Source organism: Paenibacillus sp. S33 (genome assembly GCF_053615415.1).
This window is the reverse complement of record NZ_JBSIEZ010000001.1, coordinates 4,396,764-4,413,660: the sequence shown is the minus strand read 5'-3', so window position 1 is coordinate 4,413,660 and position 16,897 is coordinate 4,396,764. Positions and strand designations below refer to the sequence as shown.

General features: G+C 46.1%; 14 protein-coding genes and 1 riboswitch. Of the genes, 10 read left to right on the top strand and 4 right to left on the bottom strand.

The features are described 5' to 3' along the window. The first annotated feature begins 84 nt into the window (after positions 1 to 84). Both ACWGXJ_RS20085 and sda read left to right on the top strand, forming a co-directional pair. Entirely contained in the window at positions 85 to 741 is a 657-nt protein-coding gene (locus ACWGXJ_RS20085; RefSeq protein ID WP_452567475.1) for a YheC/YheD family protein, read from the top strand. Positions 742 to 1,023: 282 nt separating this feature from the next. After that, entirely contained in the window at positions 1,024 to 1,167 is a 144-nt protein-coding gene (sda, locus tag ACWGXJ_RS20080) for a sporulation histidine kinase inhibitor Sda (RefSeq protein ID WP_007431918.1), read from the top strand. A 160-nt stretch (positions 1,168 to 1,327) separates the two neighbouring features. Here the strand turns inward: sda and ACWGXJ_RS20075 are convergent, their stop codons facing one another. Next, positions 1,328 to 2,332: an NAD(P)/FAD-dependent oxidoreductase gene (locus ACWGXJ_RS20075; RefSeq protein WP_023990157.1), complete on the bottom strand. Its 1,005-nt coding sequence runs from the start codon at positions 2,330 to 2,332 to the stop codon at positions 1,328 to 1,330. A gap of 244 nt (positions 2,333 to 2,576) precedes the next feature. Here ACWGXJ_RS20075 and ACWGXJ_RS20070 point away from each other — a divergent pair, with 244 nt between their 5' ends. Further along, positions 2,577 to 3,767 (top strand): NAD(P)/FAD-dependent oxidoreductase, encoded by a 1,191-nt coding sequence (locus ACWGXJ_RS20070; RefSeq protein ID WP_452567474.1) that lies wholly within the window; start codon positions 2,577 to 2,579, stop codon positions 3,765 to 3,767. A 202-nt stretch (positions 3,768 to 3,969) separates the two neighbouring features. On the opposite strand, the gene hemQ is transcribed toward ACWGXJ_RS20070, so the two are convergent. Next, positions 3,970 to 4,749 (bottom strand): hydrogen peroxide-dependent heme synthase, encoded by a 780-nt coding sequence (gene hemQ, locus ACWGXJ_RS20065; RefSeq protein WP_061830116.1) that lies wholly within the window; start codon positions 4,747 to 4,749, stop codon positions 3,970 to 3,972. 345 nt (positions 4,750 to 5,094) lie between these two features. Here hemQ and ACWGXJ_RS20060 point away from each other — a divergent pair, with 345 nt between their 5' ends. From ACWGXJ_RS20060 to uvrC, 4 genes are all read left to right on the top strand, one after another. Further along, positions 5,095 to 6,612, top strand: a complete 1,518-nt coding sequence (locus tag ACWGXJ_RS20060; RefSeq protein WP_061830115.1) for a replication initiation and membrane attachment family protein — start codon at positions 5,095 to 5,097, stop codon at positions 6,610 to 6,612. Between the two features lie 40 nt (positions 6,613 to 6,652). Further along, positions 6,653 to 7,600, top strand: a complete 948-nt coding sequence (gene dnaI, locus ACWGXJ_RS20055; protein WP_452567473.1) for a primosomal protein DnaI — start codon at positions 6,653 to 6,655, stop codon at positions 7,598 to 7,600. Positions 7,601 to 7,725: 125 nt separating this feature from the next. Beyond that, on the top strand, positions 7,726 to 8,043 hold the full coding sequence (gene trxA, locus ACWGXJ_RS20050; protein WP_010347861.1) for a thioredoxin: 318 nt from the start codon (positions 7,726 to 7,728) through the stop codon (positions 8,041 to 8,043). Positions 8,044 to 8,203: 160 nt separating this feature from the next. Then, on the top strand, positions 8,204 to 10,288 hold the full coding sequence (gene uvrC, locus ACWGXJ_RS20045) for an excinuclease ABC subunit UvrC (protein WP_446675978.1): 2,085 nt from the start codon (positions 8,204 to 8,206) through the stop codon (positions 10,286 to 10,288). Here the strand turns inward: uvrC and ACWGXJ_RS20040 are convergent. Then, complete coding sequence (locus tag ACWGXJ_RS20040; RefSeq protein WP_452567472.1) at positions 10,257 to 11,987, bottom strand: CPBP family intramembrane glutamic endopeptidase; 1,731 nt, start codon at positions 11,985 to 11,987, stop codon at positions 10,257 to 10,259. The genes uvrC and ACWGXJ_RS20040 overlap by 32 nt on opposite strands. Before the next feature lie 261 nt (positions 11,988 to 12,248). After that, positions 12,249 to 12,401, top strand: a riboswitch (cyclic di-AMP (ydaO/yuaA leader). A 407-nt stretch (positions 12,402 to 12,808) separates the two neighbouring features. Between ACWGXJ_RS20040 and ACWGXJ_RS20035 the strand changes: the two genes are divergently transcribed. Beyond that, on the top strand, positions 12,809 to 14,149 hold the full coding sequence (locus ACWGXJ_RS20035; protein ID WP_452567471.1) for a TrkH family potassium uptake protein: 1,341 nt from the start codon (positions 12,809 to 12,811) through the stop codon (positions 14,147 to 14,149). Positions 14,150 to 14,342: 193 nt separating this feature from the next. Next, positions 14,343 to 15,020: a potassium channel family protein gene (locus ACWGXJ_RS20030; protein WP_452567470.1), complete on the top strand. Its 678-nt coding sequence runs from the start codon at positions 14,343 to 14,345 to the stop codon at positions 15,018 to 15,020. Positions 15,021 to 15,025: 5 nt separating this feature from the next. On the opposite strand, the gene ACWGXJ_RS20025 is transcribed toward ACWGXJ_RS20030, so the two are convergent. Continuing rightward, the gene (locus ACWGXJ_RS20025) at positions 15,026 to 15,931 is read right to left on the bottom strand and encodes a LysR family transcriptional regulator (RefSeq protein ID WP_028541456.1); all 906 of its coding nucleotides are present in this window, start codon (positions 15,929 to 15,931) and stop codon (positions 15,026 to 15,028) included. 227 nt (positions 15,932 to 16,158) lie between these two features. Between ACWGXJ_RS20025 and ACWGXJ_RS20020 the strand changes: the two genes are divergently transcribed. Further along, a complete protein-coding gene (locus ACWGXJ_RS20020) occupies positions 16,159 to 16,833 on the top strand; it encodes a succinate dehydrogenase cytochrome b558 subunit (RefSeq protein WP_061830110.1) in 675 nt (224 codons plus the stop codon). The last annotated feature ends 64 nt before the right edge of the window (positions 16,834 to 16,897 follow it).

Sequence of the window (16,897 nt, the reverse complement as noted above, 5' to 3'; positions counted from 1 at the left end):
CACATGCCGCGGACAATCATCCAAGAATAGAACATTCCTGTTGAGTATGTATAAGTATAACTGACGGCGAAAGGAGAGGGTTAGATGAGACAACTTGCAAGCAAATGGCTAAAGACGAAGGCGCTGCTCCACCATCCACATACCGCCGTTTATATACCGGAAACCTGTCTATATAGTGAAGAACAATTGCGCATGATGCTGCGGCGGCATGCTTTTGTATTTATAAAACCAGTGAAAGGAGGCGGAGGAGTCGGAGTCATGCGTGTGGCAAAGGAGCGTAGGGGATACACCTGTACGCGTATGGAGCACACGCACCGGTTCAGTCATTTTAGAGCGCTTGTAATCGGAATCCATAAGCTCCGAATCCAACGTCCATATCTCATTCAACAAGGCATCCAACTGGCAAGTATTCAAGGTAGACCTGTCGACTATCGAGTCAAAGTTGTGAAGGAAGGGCAGAGATGGGTTTTCCGTGCGGTGGTTGCACGTCATGCTCGGCCTGGGCTGGTCATTACGAATCTATGCAAAGGGGGAACTTTGCTAAAGGGAACAGAGGCGCTTCGGATGATATATCCCCGGCGGCTTGCTACTCAAAAGCGGCGAGAGATCATTGAACTTACACGACGCTGTATTCCTGTACTGGAAAGAAGATTTCCTGGGATCGGACAACTGGGATTTGATTACGGGCTTGATCAGAGTGGACGGGTATGGATTTTAGAGGTTAATACAAGACCGCAATAAATTTCTGATTTCTTTAAAAAAATTCCAATATAATCTATTAACAAGACGCTAAATATAATATATTTGTATAAATAATAAAAATATTTTTTTTGTGTTCGAGCGTCAAAATTCTGTGTATAAATATTGTCCACATTATCCCCTGTCACATATATGGGTTAACGACACTTACCAACAATTTATACACAGGATTTCCACAATCGACTGTGGATAACAGAACGCTTGTTCCGATTTTGGTATTTTGATAGAATAGATTTTGAAATAAAAGGAAAGGTTGTGTCGAGGATGGCTATGCTGACGGATGAAATGCTTTTGGATTCCTATCAGATGGCAATCGAGCTTAAACTTGAATGTGACTTCATTGCACTGTTGCTGGCTGAGATTCACAAAAGAAATCTAGAGATGAATACAGCCGTAGTCCTTCATTAGACCGGACAAGCTCTCGTACTGCGACTGTAAAGTCATTCAGGGTTCGAATGACTTTACAGACAATCACTGCAACGAATAGGCACACCGTAAAAAAGGGTATTTCACTCCAAAGATTCAAATTTGGAGTAAAATACCCTTTTTTGTCATAGTCTAAACTAGACTACAATTTCATGTTACTGCTGTGGCCGGGAGACAACTTGGCATCTGGATCTACATAGACCTTGGCGTTGTTGACTGCCGTAGGAGCTTCACCAAAGCCGACCGCAATCAGCTTGAGCTTGCCTGGATAGGTCGTAATGTCCCCTGCGGCGAAAATGCCGGGAATATTTGTTTCCTGGCGAGAGTCGACCACGATAGAGTTACTTTCGATTTCAATTCCCCATTCAGCAATCGGGCCAAGTGTGGATACAAATCCAAAGTTAACGATCACATCGTCCACTTCAATTTCCTGTGTTTCTTTGGTTTTTACATGAGCAAGAGTGACTTTTGTAATCGTGTCTTCTCCATGCAATTCTGTAATTTCCGTTGGTGTAATAACGTTTACTTTGGAAGCGAGGAGGTTTTCGACACTGTGTTCATGCGCACGGAATTTGTCACGGCGGTGAATCAATGTAACCTGTTCTGCAATCGGTTCTAGCATAAGTGCCCAGTCTACAGCAGAGTCACCACCACCACTGATTAGCACTTTTCGGCCTGCAAATTTGCTCAGGTCGCTGACAAAGTAATGCAGGTTCGTTTTTTCAAAACGCTCGGCACCTGGAAGCTCCAGTCTGCGCGGCTCGAAAGCACCAACGCCAGCGGTAATAATAACCGCTTTACCATGATACTCGCCACCTTTGTCTGTTTTTACGATGAAGTGGCGTTCTTCCTTTTTCTCTAACGATACGACTTTCTCTTCTAGCTGCACCTCTGGATTAAAGTGGTTCATTTGTTGAACCAAATTGTTAACCAGTTCTTGTGCAGTCACTTTAGGAAAGCCAGCAACGTCATAAATATATTTTTCAGGATAAAGGGCTGCAAGCTGGCCGCCCAGTTGGGGCATACTTTCAATTAAGGTGACGGATGCCTGACGCATTCCTCCGTAAAAAGCGGCGAAAATACCGGCTGGACCGCCTCCGATAATAATCAGATCGCGGATCTCCGCACCTGTGGATTGAGCTGTCACTCTAAAAACACCTCCGAAAGGGATAGTATGGGATTTGTAGATATTGAATCAGCCGCATAGAGGTTCAGATAGCCGCCGAACGCATGATTCACTGTTTATCATTATAAACTGCTGGGTTCCGCTTGCAAAGTTAAAGCGATTAATATTTGATGAAGACTTTTCTGTGAGTATCAATTAACCGTTTTGAGAGAACAGCTGTGAACAATTAATGATTATGATTATGTATATCGGAAGGGGTAGAAGCATGAGCAGTATTCCCAAAATTGTCATTGTGGGCGCCGGATATGGCGGTATATTGACGGCTCAGCAATTGCAAAAGGAGCTCAAGCACAATGAGGCGGATGTCACGCTGATCAACCGTCATGATTACCACTATATTACGACACATCTTCATATGCCTGCGGCAGGTACAGATACGATTGAACATTCAAGGATTCCGATTGCGCAGCTAATCGATGAGTTCAAGGTGGATTTAGTCAAAGGAACGGTTAAGGAAATCATACCAAAGGAGAAAAAAATCGTGCTGGAGGATGGCTCGCTGTCCTACGATTATTTGGTCATCGGACTAGGCGGGGAGCCAGAAACATTCGGTATTCCGGGGATGGAAAAGTTCGCGCTGACGATTCGCAGTATTAACTCGGTTCGCCTGATTCGTGAGCATATTGAATACCAACTGGCCTTGTATAAAAATGATGGTAAGCCAGGTCGCCTCAATTTTGTCGTTGGGGGCGCTGGTTTCAGCGGGATTGAGTTTGTAGCGGAGTTGGCGGATCGTTTGCCACAGCTCGCTAGAGCGTATGACATCGATTTTAACCGGATTCAAATCATTAACGTCGAGGCAGCTCCTACGGCACTGCCAGGGTTCGATCCTGAACTGGTGGAGTATGCGATGGATGTCCTTAAGCGTAAAGGGGTCACCTTCCGCATTGGAATTCCGATTAAGGAATGCTTGCAGGATGGTGTAATCGTTGGTGAGGGTGAGAAAATCGAAGCCTGCACGGTGGTCTGGACGGGAGGGATTCGTGGGAACGGATTAATCGAGAAAGCCGGATTCGAAGTGATGCGCGGAAGGGTGAAAATCGACGATTTTCTGCGTGCACCGGGCCACGATGATATTTTTATTATCGGGGACAGCTCCCTGATGTTTAATCCCGAAGGACGTCCTTATCCACCGACTGCCCAAATTGCGATGCAGCAAGGGGTCCTTTGTGCCAAGAATCTGGCCGCTACTCTTCGCAAAAAGGAGCTGCACAAGTTCGTATTTTCCAACAAAGGGACGGTTGCTTCGCTTGGAAAAGGCGAAGCCGTCGCCGTGGTGGGCAAACGTAAAATAAAAGGCTGGGTGGCCGCACAATTGAAAAAAATTGTGGATCTCCGCTATCTGTTCATCATTGGCGGAATTCCACTGGTACTGAAAAAGGGACGGTTTTTCTAACCTCAGACGAGTAGTCAACATGCAAAAACAATACGAGCAGAAAAAGGTTTCCACAGCTCTTATACAGGAGCTCGGAGGCCTTTTTTTCATTGTTCTTGTTATCTATTATAGTTTTAGGTCTTATAAAAAAGGATTCCGTCGTCCCGAAAGTGGGAGTTCACGAAATCCTCGGTTCTATTCAGTAAGAGTTGATGTCTGCGTCTTACAGCTTCAACATGTCTTCAAATGTCTCTTCATTCAACACGCTGCCGACATAGAAGGAGCCGAATTCACCGTAACGGGCACTGACTTCATCAAAACGCATTTCGTAGATTAGCTTCTTGAACTGAAGTGCGTCATCGGAGAACAGTGTTACACCCCATTCCCAATCGTCAAAGCCGACAGAACCGGAAATGATTTGCTTTACTTTGCCAGCATAGCTGCGTCCAATTAAACCGTGGCTGCGCATCAAGGTGCGACGCTCGTCCATCGAAAGCATATACCAGTTGTCGTCCAGGTCACGTTTTTTGTTCATTGGATAGAAGCAAATATAACGCGCCTTGTTTAATACGGGCTTCAAGCGTGCAACGATTTGTGGATTTTGCATTGGATCTTCATCTTTGCTCAAATAATTACTTAGTTCCACCACACTCACATAAGAGTAGGTTTTGGTTGTATATTTGGCGAAGGTTGTTTTGTTAAAGTCATTTTCCAGTTTATTGAGGTCTTCCAGCGTTTCGCGCAGGTGCATCATGACAAAATCAGCCTTTTGTCCGACTATAGTATAGACAGCTGAGCTGCCCAGACCCGCTTCCTCGGTAACGTTCCATTCCTTCATAAACTCTTGAAGCTCGTCCAGTGCTCCGGCGCGCTCTTCATCGTCTGCGGTCTTCCATGCTGTCCAGTTGATGGACCGGAAATCGTGAAGCGCATACCAGCCTTCCAGTGTGGAGGCTACTTCGTTGGGTGTTGCTGGGGTTTGTTGTGGTTGATGTTGACTCACGATCTACACTCCTTTACGATCTGTAAATGATAATCGGCTTAGCCGAAATATGTGTACTTCCTTATATCTTTCCTGTATCCAATACGTGATGCTTAACCATTATATTGTAGCTCAAAGTAAAGCTTTTCACCAATGAAAGAAGTGTGAAGAATTTTATATTTACCATGATGCAGGTCACAAAGTCATAAAATAGTTAGTATTCTCGAAAAAAGTAGAACTCAGACGAATATGGCTGCCAAAAAGGAGAACAATTGCCCTTATTTTGTTGGTCCCACGAGAAGGCAAGTATGATAGAATAGAAAAACATCTTGGAGACCGTTATGTCAGGAAAGGAAGAATGTTGGAATGCGGATGAAAAACCTGCTGCACTATACTGAGAACCACCGCTATTGCGTTTATCGGGAATTTGGCTTGAGCGCACTGGATGAATTGATGCTGGGAAGCGTCTATCAGCCGATGGTAGGCGCATTTGCGGTCAGTCTGTATCGACTATTGTTCCAGCATGTGCCAGTTGGACAAATCGGTTATTCGCCGTTGGAACAGCAGCGTCGCCTTTTTCTGACACTGGGACTGGAGCCGAGTGAGAAGGGACGCAAGTATTTGATTGAACAGACCTCCAAGCTGGAGGCCGTCGGTCTGTTACAGACGTCCAGGCTGTATGCACCCGAAACGGACGACTATATGTACGAATATGAGATGCAGCCACCGCTTGCACCTGCTGAATTTTTTAGAACACAGCATCTCACCCTTTTGTTGAGAGACAAAATCGGTAAGTTTGCAGTGCTCTCTCTTAGAGAATCGTTGTGGAGCAGGGAATCTAGCGAATGGTCGCAATCTTCCTATAATAAAGAGAATATTTCGATTCCTTTCTACGAGTTATTTGAACTGAATACCCATGTTATAGATTATGAACTGGAGCAGGCGCTGTCCGAGGTGTCCACTAGTCGTCAGACTGGAGCACTAGCGTCAGAATCGGAGGAAGCATTGAATTATGCAGATATTATTCTCCGTTTTCCGCGTGAATCTGCCAATCGTAAGCACGTGGAACGTCTTCGGTTTGAGCACGAGCAGTTAGGCATGGTCAATTACGTTGTTCGCAAATTTGACCTTTCTGTACAGGATATCAGTCGCTTGCTGGATGAGGATGGTATTTTTACCGAAGCAGGCGATTTGTTGCTCGATGAGCTTCAGCTTCGAGCTAGTCAGCACTCCAGACAGGATCGGAAGCGTCAGGAGGAACAGCAGGTACAGGCCGCCAAAGTGGTCGCCTTGCGCCAGAGGGAAACTTCCACATCTGAAGAGCCGCCTGCAGAACAGGCTGTGGAAATGGAATTTTATGTGGAGGTTCCACCACAATTCACAGCCAAATGTGACATTCACCAGTATAATATGATGTTGCGCAACGAGCCTTATCGTCGTTTGCTGCAAACCTTTTTTCCCGGCACGGTTCCCGGTAACCTGCTGGATATATTCGAGAAAATTGATATCAGCTATAAGCTGCCCGGTGAAGTCATCAACGTGCTGATCCATTATTTAATGTCACTGCTCGTATCTGGGAGCGATCAGCGGATTAACCGCAACTTTGTCGAGGCCGTTGCTTCCAACATGCTGCTTAAGCAGGTAAACACTTACGAAAAAGCCGTTCAATATATAAGGGATCAAGCCAAGGTAAAAGGAAAACAGTCCTCTGCTTCTCCTTCCGGCGGTCGATCCCGCGCATATGCCAAAAATAACGGGCCAGCCAAGCCATCCATTCCAATCGTTCAGGATCATCCTTCCGAGGAGTCTGTATCTGAGGAAGAATTGGATGAACTGCTGCGTCTGGCCGAACGAATGCAATCCGGAAAACAGAAAAAGGTGTAGGTGTCCATAGCTCTGCACATTTTAGAAAGGAGGAGCGTTCTTGGAATCACTGGGCGATTTGCTACAGCAGATGCAGAACCCTTCGTTTCGCCAGCGCACTCGCAATGTAGCCGATCAAGTTCTAAATGATCCGCTCGTGCAGGAGTTTTGTGCTGCTCATCCTGATGTGGACGAAACACAATTGCGACTCAACATGAGCATGCTCTTTCAGTATTCCCGGGATCGTCGAAATTGCGACAATTGTCCGGGGCTGGAACGATGTCCTAACGATTTTCAGGGCCACTTTTGCAAGCTGGGCGTGGAATATCCGAATGGAACAGCCGAAATCGTGGACATTTGGACCCCATGTGCGAAGTTGGTTGCTTCCCAACATGAACAACGGGTGCGTCAGCGAATTAAAAGCTTTTATGTGGATGAACGCGCCCTTCTGGAGGGATATAACGCTCTTGAAATTGCGCGCAAAGATTCACAACGTATGCCTGCCGTCACACAGCTATTCCGTTACATTGAAGAAACGAAAAGTCAGGGTCTATCCAAAAAAGGACTGTATCTGGAAGGTACATTTGGTACGGGTAAAACTTTTTTGATGGGCTATCTATTGCACGAGCTGGCCCTGTCGGGTCTGAACGGTGTGATCGTGTATATGCCTGATTTTGTGGAGGACTTAAAGTCCATGATTCAGGACGGGCAGAAGCTGAAGGAAACGACCGAAATGCTCAAAAATTGTGATCTGCTCGTATTTGACGATATTGGTGCTGAAAATTTAAGCCCGTGGGTACGGGACCATGTGATGGGCTCCATACTGAATTACCGAATGAATCGCAAACCGACCTTTTATACTTCCAATTACTCATTGCAGGGGCTGGAGAAGCATCTCAGCTTCACGAGCAAGGACGGAGAGGAAATGTACAAAGGACAACGCTTGATGGACCGGATTCGTCCTTTTGTAGATGTCATTACCGTAAAGGGAAAAAATCAGCGGGGGTAAGCGTTTTTCCGTCTGCTATTTTGATATCTTACAATTAAAAGACTATTGTGATATAATTAAAAGGTGTCGAAACAGACATTACAGGTTATAATAATCTTGACTTTTCTATAAAGGAGGAACATACAATGGCAATTGTTAACGTGTCCGATCAATCCTTCAACGCAGAAGTCGAAGGCACAGGAACCGTTTTGGTTGATTTTTGGGCGCCATGGTGCGGTCCTTGCAAAATGATCGCTCCTATTCTGGAGGATCTGTCCACAGAAGTTGGCGACAGCGTCAAAATCGCGAAGGTGAACGTGGATGAAAATCCAGAGTCTGCTTCCCGTTTCGGCGTGATGAGTATTCCTACCCTGATCGTCTTCAAAGACGGACAGCCTGTCGATAAAGTGGTAGGTCTGAACTCCAAAGAAGCACTGAAAAGCATGCTTACTAAACACCAATAATCATCGCATGTGACCCATGCTCCCGCGGGGGCTTGGTGGAGCGGCCATGAAAGGTCAATGCCTCCGGTTGTAAATACCGGGGGCGTTTTTGTGTACTATTCCTATATATTATAAATAGTTAGTTGAGTAATTATTAAGAATGGAAGGAGGAACCGGGCGAATGAAACCTTATGCGGAGGACTTGCAGAATCAGGAGAAGGCGCTGGAGAACATACGGCACAAATTAGCGTTACTGCCGGATGCATCAGGCTGTTACCTGATGAAGAATAGCGAAGGCACCATTATTTATGTCGGCAAGGCCAAAGTGTTGAAAAACCGGGTCCGTTCCTATTTTACAGGTAGCCATAACGGCAAGACGCAGCGATTGGTTTCCGATATCCGTGATTTTGAATATATCGTTACAGGAAGTAATATGGAGGCGCTCATATTGGAGTGCAACCTGATTAAAAAGTACCAGCCACGTTATAACGTGCTGTTGAAGGATGATAAAACCTTTCCGTATTTGAAAATTACGAACGAGGCACACCCCAAGCTGGAGGTGACCCGTCGCGTTCTGAAAGATAAAGCAAAATATTTTGGACCATATCCGAATTCCTACGCAGCACATCAGACGAAGAAGCTGCTGGATCGTATGTATCCGTTACGCAAGTGTGGTGTAATGCCCAAGGAAGTGTGCCTGTATTATCACATGCATCAATGTTTGGGGCCTTGTGTGAAAGAGGTCGAGAAGGAAACGTATGACCAGATTGGTCAGGAGATTGGTTCCTTTTTAAGCGGGGGACATGAGGAAATTAAAAAGGATCTTCAGCGTAAAATGCAGGAGGCCGCAGAGGAATTGTATTTTGAGCGGGCCAAGGAGCTGCGAGATCAGATTATCAGTATCGACGCGATGATGGAAAAGCAGAAAATCACCACATCGGATGCGAAGGATCGAGATGTATTCGGTTTTTCAGTAGATAAGGGCTGGATGTGTGTACAAATCCTATATGTCCGCAAAGGTAAAATGATCGAGCGCCATATGTCGACTTTTCCTTTCTACGGTGAAGCTTACAGTGATTTTATGTCCTATGTGACGCAATATTATAGTGACAACCCGGCAGTGCCGCAAGAAATATTGCTTCCAGATTCTCCTAAGCTGATGCAGGCGGAACAGGTCAATGTCGATCAACCGGTTGCGGCAGAAACTGTACTCCACAGTGCAGCTACAACCGATGCTACCGGACAGACAGATGAGAAAGCGATACAAACGGAGACAGAGCCTTCTGCTGACTCATTGCTGGTGGCTGAAGAACGGGCAACTTATGCAGGAGCAACAAATCAAGACCAAGTTGGTGACCAAGATACCGGAGTAAAGGAAACAGAAACCCAACTATCCGGTGGACTGGAGGACCCGAGTACGGCGGCTCTCGCTCTGGCTGAATGGTTGGATGTAAAGGTACTTGTACCGCAGCGTGGACTGAAAAAGCAAATGACAGGCATGGCGACGGAAAATGCACGTGTTGCTTTGGATGAGAAGTTTAAGCTGATCGAGCGGGATGAGGAACGGACATCCAAAGCTGCAAGCAATCTCGGGCGTGCCATTGGACTGGATAGCTTGCACCGGGTGGAGGCGTTTGATAACTCCAACATCCAGGGTTCCGATCCAGTCTCAGCCATGATCGTGTTTATTGATGGCAAGCCTGCCAAGAAGGAGTATCGAAAATATAAAATCCGTTCTGTGCAGGGACCCGATGATTATGAAACAATGCGTGAGGTTATCCGACGTAGATATGAACGTGTGCTTAAGGAAAATTTGGAACGTCCCGACTTGATCGTTGTCGATGGTGGACGTGGACAAATTAAGGCGGCGACCGATGTATTGCAAAATGAGCTGGGTTTGTTCATTCCTGTGTGTGGTCTGGTGAAGGATGCCAAACATAGAACTTCCCAACTATTAGTGGGAGAGTCCTCTGAGGCCGTGACACTTGCACGCAATAGCGAAGAATTTTATCTGCTGCAACGGATTCAGGACGAGGTTCACCGTTTTGCCATTACGTTCCACCGCGAGCAACGCGGCAAATCTATGGTAACTTCCCGGCTGGACTCTATTCCAGGCATCGGCGAGAAACGGCGTAAGTTACTGCTTAAGCATTTTGGATCGCTCAAAAAAATAAGAGAGGCCAGTGTCGAAGACTTCCGGCCTCTCTCTATTGGGGATAAGCTTGCGCGTCAGATTATAGCTGCCCTTCGGGAGGAGGAGTCGTAGAATACGGCTCCTCTTTTTTTATAGGTTCAAACATAATTCGATTTGGCTTTTTAGGACTAAACCAATAAATGATGTAACCCACGATGGCTGGAAGTAAGATCCAGAATAGACCAGCGCTCACATTCACAGTGTCTCCCAGACTCATCACACTAAGTCCCATTAGAATGCTGTCAAAAATAACGTGGCTGAACATGGCGGCAATAAAGCCGTAACGCAGAAACACAAAACTGAACAGCAAACCAAGAAAAGTCAGCTCAATAGGTCTGGAAATCACCGGATAGATTGGATAAAGTGTATGTCCCAGTGCCCAAATCAGCGTGGTGATCAGACAAGCAACAAAAGTATTTTTTACTATTTTTTTGACCATCGGAATACCAAACAGACGGTAGACAGTCTCTTCTCCAATACCTGCCATCCAGGCCATAATCGGCAGTAGCCATGGATAAGCCATATTGTAAGGGGATTGCGTGGCATCTGTGGTGGAGAATGTATTAAATGTGCGCTCCAGTATAAAGAACAAAATGGATTGTACCCCGAGCAAAATAAAGGCCCACAAGTAGCCAACATACATACTGCGAAGCACATACAGCCCGTAGCCCGGCTCTTTCGCACGCGGCCATGCATTCAGTCCAACCTGACGCATAAGCCCGTCACCGCCGACCAAGGAGAAGTAGAGCGCTACAGCCATGAAAAAGGTAACACCAATCTGGAAAACCATAAGAAATATAAGCATGCCCTTACCGCCTGCTTCTGCTTGCAATAAAGGCAGCATGTTCATGGTCCCAGCTATACTAGCAATAAAGTATACAACGGATAGAACAATGCCGCGTACAAATGAAGTATGTCGTCGGGTGAGTGACGCATACACAATGGCAAGTACACCCAGTACAAAGCTAAATAGGGCATAACCCGCATAGGTCATCAAATTCGCCCAAAATGTTTGCTTTTCGATATAATCGGTATAGGACGACGGGGCCGAAAAGCTTTGGGTGAAGGAGCGAACATCACCTTCTTCAAAAGTAAAAGCCAGTGTAAGTACCGAGGCGCCGATTTTTTTATCGTCTACGGTATACTTTAATCCGCCTTCTTGTTCAGTGGTCGCAAGCTTCAAATCCGACGGCTTAAAGCCAAAGCGCTTGACCCATACTGCGGCCGCCTGCTCCTTGGCTTCGAGCGTCATGCCGTCCTCAGCCACACGTACAAGCCTGTTACGTGCTTGTTCATCCGTAGAAATATCAGCCTGTGTGTAATTGGTGCTGAAGGTGATCCGTTTAAAGCTAACGACCTTGCCAGTGGATAAATCCACATGAATTTGCAGTTTACTCTTCGCTGAGGATTCAGGCAGATCGACCCGAAAGGTTTCGTAAGGGTAACTTTTTTTCCATGTACGGTCGTACTGTTGAAGTAGTTTTTCTCTAGATAAATAACCGTACAAATCTGTTTCGGCCTGATAGGTCACGACAGGCTCCTCAGGCTGTGATTCAGTATAGCCCAGCTCGGAGCGGGCGAAGTCCAATGCGTGTATGACCGCTTCTTGTTTGCTGATGACCTTTGCGTTCATTACTGATTCTGGACTCGGATTGCTAAGCGAGGGAATAAGCAATTGAAAGATAAAAAAGCAAATCAGGCCAATCCCGCCCAGCAAGCCTAATTTTTTGAAGTTGGCCGTGAGCACGACCGGTTTCCCGATAGGATTCATGAGTTTCCTCCTTAATCTGTAAATAAGAACATCCATTAAAGATATCATACTGCACAGGTTCCCGCCAACAGACAAGCGATATTCATGAAAATAGAGTGAAAGCACTTTAAAGTTCCAATAAAATTAGATAAGCTGCGATTAAACGATGCCCATTCGCAAAATAAAGCCAATTTCACGTTTTTTCGGCGAAATCGGTTTTGTGATCTGGATATAGAAGGATTATAATCTTGAGGCAATGCCTATGAAATACATAGGTAATGATATACAGTTGAGCCGAATTTCTATGGGAAAACGGGGGAACCATGTTACTGGGGTGAATTTTACAACCGATCCTGCTGGATCGGAAGTGTAAATAGGGCATACTGTGCTGCCCGAATCCGTCAGCTAACCTCGTAGGCTATGAGCAGGAACCAAGTCAGGCACTCGGTTTTCCGGTGTCTTTTTTTGTGCGTATAAAAGTGTTTGGATTGGTTAGACCGCTGCGGGTGCAGATTATTCTTCCGATTGCTGTTATCCCCGGATTTTTTGATTGTATACCCCCTTTAATGGTTAAAATCCGGAGATAAAGGCAAACGCTTCGCTTCTTCAGAACAATTCTGCCCCCTTCGCTACTGCCCGCCAATAGCACAGGAGCCGAGTAGTGCTTGACATGCATTCTTCCTGTATTCAGGGAATGCTAATTACAGTTAACTAAGGTTTGGAAAAATCAAAAAATTCAGGGGCAACGACGATCGAAAGATCAAATGGAACGCGTAGCGAGCTTACACCGTATTAAATCACTGATTTATAGTTTTAAGGATTAGGAGAGAAGTGATGAATAGATGAATCCCAATGCAAGCTGGCTCCGGCTTTCTCCACCGCAGATATTCGTTGCGGGCTTTGCCATTATCATTCTAATAGGTAGTTTATTGTTAATGCTGCCGGTCTCCAATACAACAGGAAAGCCACTTGCGTTTATAGACGCTTTGTTTACTGCCGCCTCTGCGACCTGTGTAACCGGGCTTGTCGTTAAGGATACAGGGACCTTTTTCACAACCTTTGGTCAAGTCGTCATCGCTGCACTCATTCAGATTGGCGGTCTCGGCTTTATGACTATGGCTACCTTGATCGCGCTGGTGTTCAAACGTCGGATTTCCTTGCGGGAGCGCCTCATTTTGCAGGAAGCGATGAATCAGACTTCTGTAGAGGGAATTGTCGGGTTAATCCGTAAGGTATTGCTGTACTCACTGGTTATTGAAGGCGTATGTGCTACGATATTCTCGGTTCGCTGGTCCTTTGATATGCCCGTAGGCAGGGCGATTTATTTTGGAATCTGGCATGCCATCTCCATGTTTAACAATGCTGGTTTTGATTTATTCGGTGAATTTCGCAGCTTGACAGGTTATGTATATGATCCGATTGTTAATTTTACCGCAATGTTTCTAATTATTTCTGGCGGCATTGGTTTTGTAGTGATGTCAGACCTGGCAGAATATCGCAAGCGCAAGAGACTGTCCTTGCATACCAAGGTGGTACTCAGCATGACGGGCGCTATGATTGTAGTCGGCACGCTCGTGATTTTTGTATTTGAGTTTACGAATCCAAAGACTCTTGGCTCGCTTGATTGGGGTGGTAAGCTACTGGGATCTTTATTCCAGTCCGTTACCCCCCGTACCGCAGGTGCCAATACGCTGGACATCGCAGGCTTGCGGCAGGCTACGCAGTTTTTTATCATCATACTCATGTTTATTGGGGCTTCCCCTGGCTCCACTGGAGGCGGGATTAAGACCACAACATTCGCCCTGCTCATTGGAGCAGTGATTTCGATGCTGCGGGGGCGGGAAGATATTGTGCTGTTCAAGTACCGACTTGCGCAGGGACGAATTTACAAGGCTTTGACCATTACACTGCTGGGGTTGCTGTTCGTGATCGGGGTGACCATGATTTTGTCGGCAACCGAAGATCATCATTTTCTGATGATCTTGTTTGAGACGGTGTCTGCGTTTGGTACGGTGGGGCTGTCGATGGGGCTTACACCTGATTTAACAGTCATAGGCAAGCTGGTGATTACCCTGACGATGTTTGCAGGTAGACTGGGGCCACTCACGCTAGCTTATGCACTGGGGCCGAAAAAGGGTAAAGAATTGTATCGTCATCCGGAAGGCAAAATGATTATAGGATGAATCATTTCATATACATTTCGTTGGTTTAATCATTTCAGGATTTTGCAAAATTCGATACCAGTCGCTTCGAAGTCAAGATATAGACGAACTAAACCATTTCGTTCTATATCTTCTTCATTGGAAGTCGCTTATGGGATTTGTGCAAAATCCTCATTTATGAAATTGATTCAGATAAGGGAGTTTTCGAGTAGATATGAAAACGCAGCAGTTTGTAGTTATTGGCTTGGGGCGGTTTGGCTCAAGCCTGGCTTTGCAATTGGTGGATATGGGGTGCGAGGTGCTAGGCATTGACCGGAATGAGGATGTTGTGGACAGTATGAGTGAGATGTTGACACATACTGTCGTGGCGGACGCTACCGATGAAGACTCTTTGCGATCACTGGGCATCCGTAATTTCGATTGTGGCATTGTTGCTATTGGTGATGACATTCAGGTAAGCATCCTCACCGCCATTTTGCTGAAGGAGCTGGGTGTGAAAAAAGTTGTAGCCAAAGCCATATCTGTGCTGCACGGGCGTGCGTTAGAAAAGCTCGGTGTGGACCGGATTATTTATCCAGAACGGGATATGGGTATCCGGGTGGCTCACCAGCTAGTCACGCCTAATTTGCTCGATTATTTAGAGTTGTCTAAGGAATACAGTATTGTGGAACTCAATGTACCTGCATGTCTGAATGGCAAAACGCTAGCAGAGCTAAATGCCCGTACCCGCTTTGGTTGTAGCGTCGTGGCGCTTCATACGGCGAACGGTATCCTGATCGCACCGACGGCTATGGATCGGCTAAAATCAGACGATATTATGGTCATCATCGGCTCGAATGACAATATCGGTCGCTTTGAGGATGAGGTTGTTAATGTTAATGAAGAGGATTAAACCCTCTACACCATACGGTAGCCTGCAAACGACGCACGTGTCTCGCTAATCCAGCGTCGTGCTGTCGGACCGAGATCGGTCGTCTCCGAGTAAATGAGGGAGGTCGTTCGGCGTGTCTCCTTCAAATCGGGCAAGTATAATGCAGTGAGTCCATTATCCCGTAATAGTTCGCTGCGCAAATAGGATTTGGGTAGTAAGGCAGAAGCCTTACAGGTTGGAAGCAGGCGTACAATTGCCTCGAAGGAGTCGATTTCCATGCGGATATCCGGCATGATGCCGCTGCGCTGGAACAAGTCATCCGTCAGACTGCGGTACCAGGTTCCTTTGGAGAAAATAATCATCGGCAATCCTTGCAGATCTTTCATCGAGGCCGTTCCTGTCTTGACGGTTAATTCATGTCCAATGGGAACAACGAGCTCCAAATGATCATCAAATAGCGGAATGCAACGCAGTCCGGCTTCATGAATGGCAGACCCGACAATACCGGCGTCTGCTTTTTTGTCACGTACAAAGGCGACGATTTCATGGGTTTTACCGGTGAGCAGCTTTAGCTCGGTTTGAGGATGCTTGCTCATGAAAGCTTCGACGAGGGTAGGTAGCGTCGTTTGGAGTGTCGTGAGACTAGCCCCGAGTGTAAGCATACTCTGGGCTTCATTTTTGTGCTGGGACAGCTTTTGTAAGAAGCGAAGCTGTCGTTGCCGTTGCTCTAGCGCGAATGTATAAACAAATCGGCCAGTGGACGTAATTTCGAGCCGTTTGCCCCGACGATCAAAAAGATTCACACCCAGCTCTTCCTCCAGCTTCGCAATTTTGCGAGACAGGGCAGGTTGGGACAGATTCAGCAGTTTGGAGGCTTTATTCAGGCTGGACTGCTCGACAATGACGGCAAAAGCGTTCAAATCCTCAAACAAATCATCCACTTCCTCTCTATATGCAAAAAAGACATAATAATTAATACGTATATTGCAATTCCATTATAAGCCGAAAAGGAGTAACATGAAAGCGACACAAGATGTTCACACTTTTGTTTTTCCTTATAAAGGGACACCTTGTTGGACATTTCCTGTCGGAAACTGTCAATTTATATGTTATATTACTATTGAAAACGCTATTATTGGGAGAAGGGAGCATGACCTAGATGAGAGGATTTTATTCCAGAAAGCTGCATTCGCTTCTTGGCGTCATTCCGCTGGCTCTATTTTTTGTTGAGCATTTGGTGACGAACTTCACAGCGGTGGAGGGCGGCAAGGAAGGATTTAATCGCAGCGTGGCCTTCCTGAATGGTTTGCCACTGGTTATTGTGCTAGAAACGTTATTCATCTACTTGCCATTACTGTTCCACGGAATTTATGGCTTGTATATTGCTTATCAGGCTGACCCGAATGTCAAAAGATTCGGCTATTCACGTAACTGGCGCTTTCTGTTCCAGCGTATTTCCGGCGTCATTACGTTTGTGTTTATTATCTGGCACGTATACGACACGCGCTTTCAGGTGGCTCTGGGTAATGTAACCCATGAGGAGCTAGGCGGAGTCATGCATGGCATCGTGACGAACCCGGTTTATTTCATTTTGTATTTAATCAGTGTCGTTTCGGCATCCTTTCACTTTGCTAACGGACTGTGGGCATTTATGGTCAGTTGGGGGATTACCGTGGGACCACGTGCGCAAAAAGTATCTTCTTATATCTGTATGACCCTGTTCGTGGTGGTGTCTATCGGCTTCATCGCTTCCCTGCTTGCATTCCGCAGTGCGGAATTTCAGGAAACGGCAACTGCCTTGGTGCAATGCGGCGCTTTTAAACAGCTACTATAAACGACTCATATCAATTATACATCGTGTTGAGATTCTATTTTCAAACGTAAAAGGGGATTTGGTT